Source organism: Micromonospora sp. NPDC049799 (genome assembly GCF_040656655.1).
GTDB lineage: Bacteria > Actinomycetota > Actinomycetes > Mycobacteriales > Micromonosporaceae > Micromonospora.
The window spans coordinates 1-2,667 of record NZ_JBFAMU010000611.1; the positions used below are offsets into that span (position 1 = coordinate 1).

General features: G+C 73.2%; 4 protein-coding genes. 2 read left to right on the forward strand and 2 right to left on the reverse strand.

All coding sequences use genetic code 11. The annotated features are described in order from the left end of the window. A partial coding sequence (locus AB0I76_RS27180) for a multicopper oxidase domain-containing protein (RefSeq protein WP_357041161.1) occupies positions 1 to 469 on the forward strand: 469 nt, incomplete at its 5' end. Positions 470 to 515: 46 nt separating this feature from the next. Continuing rightward, positions 516 to 1,118, forward strand: a complete 603-nt coding sequence (locus AB0I76_RS27185) for an MBL fold metallo-hydrolase (protein ID WP_357041164.1) — start codon at positions 516 to 518, stop codon at positions 1,116 to 1,118. 3 nt (positions 1,119 to 1,121) lie between these two features. Here the strand turns inward: AB0I76_RS27185 and AB0I76_RS27190 are convergent, their stop codons facing one another. Beyond that, positions 1,122 to 1,814: a phenylalanine--tRNA ligase beta subunit-related protein gene (locus tag AB0I76_RS27190; RefSeq protein ID WP_357041166.1), complete on the reverse strand. Its 693-nt coding sequence runs from the start codon at positions 1,812 to 1,814 to the stop codon at positions 1,122 to 1,124. A gap of 17 nt (positions 1,815 to 1,831) precedes the next feature. Next, the gene (locus AB0I76_RS27195) at positions 1,832 to 2,443 is read right to left on the reverse strand and encodes a LysE family translocator (RefSeq protein ID WP_357041169.1); all 612 of its coding nucleotides are present in this window, start codon (positions 2,441 to 2,443) and stop codon (positions 1,832 to 1,834) included. Between the last annotated feature and the right edge of the window lie 224 nt (positions 2,444 to 2,667).

Consider the following 2,667-nt stretch of genomic DNA (forward strand, 5'->3'; position numbering starts at 1 on the left):
GCCGGAGGTGCCCGCCGACCTGGTGCCCTCCGACCGGCTCGCCCCGGCCACCGCCGCGGTGACCCGCCGGCTGGAGTTCCAGGGCCGGGGCGTCAACGGCCGCTCGATGCGGATGGACCGGATCGACTTCGCCGCCACCCGGGACACCACCGAGGTGTGGGAGGTGGAGAACACCGACGGCACCCCGCACAACTTCCACGTCCACGACGTGCAGTTCCAGGTGCTGTCGGTCGACGGCGCGGCCCCGCCGCCGGAGCTGGGCGGCTGGAAGGACACCGTGTACCTCGCGCCGGACCGGCCGGTGCGGATCGCCCTGCGGTTCACCGACCACAGTGACCCGAACGTGCCGTACATGTACCACTGCCACCTGCTGTGGCATGAGGACAACGGGATGATGGGCCAGTTCGTGGTGGTCGAGCCGGGCCAGGCGCCGGGCCGCCCGCCCACCGGGCACGCGGGCCACGACTGACGGCGCGGGGCAGCGGGAACGGACGTCCCGGGCGTACGGTCGGCGGGTGTTGATCACCAAGTTCACCCACTCCTGCGTCCGCCTGGAGCACGACGGCGGCGTCCTCGTCATCGACCCCGGCACCTGGAGCGAGCCCCGGGCCCTGACCGGCGCGGACGCCGTGCTGGTCACCCACGAGCACACCGACCACGTGGACGTGCTGCGGCTGGCCGGCCTCGGCGTCCCGGTGTTCGTGCCGGAGGGCGCGACGCTGCCCGGCCCGGTGCCGCTACCGGTGACCGAGGTCCGGGCCGGGCAGCGGTTCACCGCCGCCGGCATGATGGTGACCGCCGTCGGGGGCCGGCACGCCACCATCCACGGCGGTCAGCCCGACTGCGCGAACCTCGGCTACCTCGTCGGGGACGCGGTCTACCACCCGGGCGACTCGCTGCACCGACCCGACCACCCGGTGGACACCCTGCTGGTGCCCGCGCAGGCGTCCTGGCTGAAGCTCACCGAGGCGATCGACTTCGCCACCGCCGTCGGCGCGCGCCGGACGTTCCCCATCCACGACGCGCAGGTCAACGAGCGGGGCATGGCCAGCGTCAACGGTTGGTTCGGCGAGACCGTGCCCGGCTACCGGTTCCTCGCGGTGGACGAGACGGCCTGACGCTCAGACCTCGAAGCGGGGCGTGGCGGCGGTGAGGACCGCCGTCCGCGACGCCACGCCCCACCCTCGTTCCAGGTTTCCCGCCAGGGCGTCGAGCAAAGCCGGTACGTCCCGGTCGGCGCCCGGGTGCAGCGCCTCCACCACGACCAGGATCCGTGTGGTGTCGTCGCGGACCGCCGACCAGCCGCTCTGCCGGTTGGTCCAGCGGCGGGCGTGGGCACGCCCGTGGTCGTCGGCGAAGATGACCTCGTCCGGGTCGGGGTGCTCCTGCACGCCGCCGAAGGTCAGGTACCGCTCGTCGCCCCGGGCGTGCCGCACGTCGAGGCCGCCACCGATCCGCGCCGCGTCGATGATCGCGACCGGGATCGCGGATGCCACCGACAGGGCGTTGCCGAGGTCTACCAGGGGGTGCACCTCGGGCAGGCTCCCGACGGTCCGCAGCCGGCGCAGCAGCGACTCGGCCGCGCACCGGTACCGGGTGGGGGCGAGGCCGGTGCGGGTGAAGGCGCGCCGCCACGCCTGGATCTCCGGGAACGTCGCCTCGGTGCCGGTGGCGAGCCGGTCCCGGGCTGTGTCGTGCAGGTCGCCGAGGGGCAGGGCGGTGCGGGGCTTGCCGTCGACGCCGTCGGCGTACAGGACGCCGGCGACGAGGTGCGGGTGCTCGGCCCACATCCGGGGTGAGTGCTGGAGGTACACGACGCTCCTTTCGGTGGTCACGCCTCGGCCCGGGCGAGCAGCAGGCCGAGGGCGAGGAACGAGCCGGCGAAGCCGCGGCGCAGCCAGTCGGTGACCCGGGGCCGGTCCAGCACATGCCGGCGTACGGCCGCCGCGCAGAGCCCGTACACCGCGAAGATCACGAGGCTGACCAGCATGAACACCGCGCCGAGCCCGATCATCGCGGAGACCGCCCCGGGCTCGCCCGAGCGGACGAACTGCGGCAGGAACGCGAAGAAGAAGATGGTCAGCTTCGGGTTGAGCAGGTTCATCAGCACCGCCGAGCCGATCACCCGGGCCGCCGGCGCCGGCGGCGCGTCGTCGGCCACCGTGAGGGATCCCCGGTCGCGCAGCGTCGCCACCGCCAGCCAGAGCAGGTACGCGACGCCGAGGTACTTCAGCAGGCCGAAGGCGAGCGCGCTGGAGTGCAGCAGCGCGGCCAGCCCGGTCACCGCGGCGGCCAGGTGCGGCACGATGCCGACGGTGCAGCCGAACGCGGCGACCAGGGCGGCCCGTGGCCCGCCGGTCAGACCGGCGGAGAGCGTGAAGAGCACCCCGGCGCCGGGGGTGAGGACCACGACGAGGGTGGTCACCAGGAAGGCGATGGTCACGAGAATTCTCCTCTGCGGGATGTGTCACCTCCCACCCTCCTGGCAGGATGGTCCGATGAGCAGGGCCAAAACGCCGTCCCTCGACCGGTCCATAACCTCCGGGTCGGACTTCCTGCACCTGGACATCGTCTGCGCCGGCCGCAGCGCTACAACCGGCGGCTGCGCCACGTGTTCTACATGTCCTCGCTCAGCACGCTGCGGATGAACGGCCCGAACCGGGACTA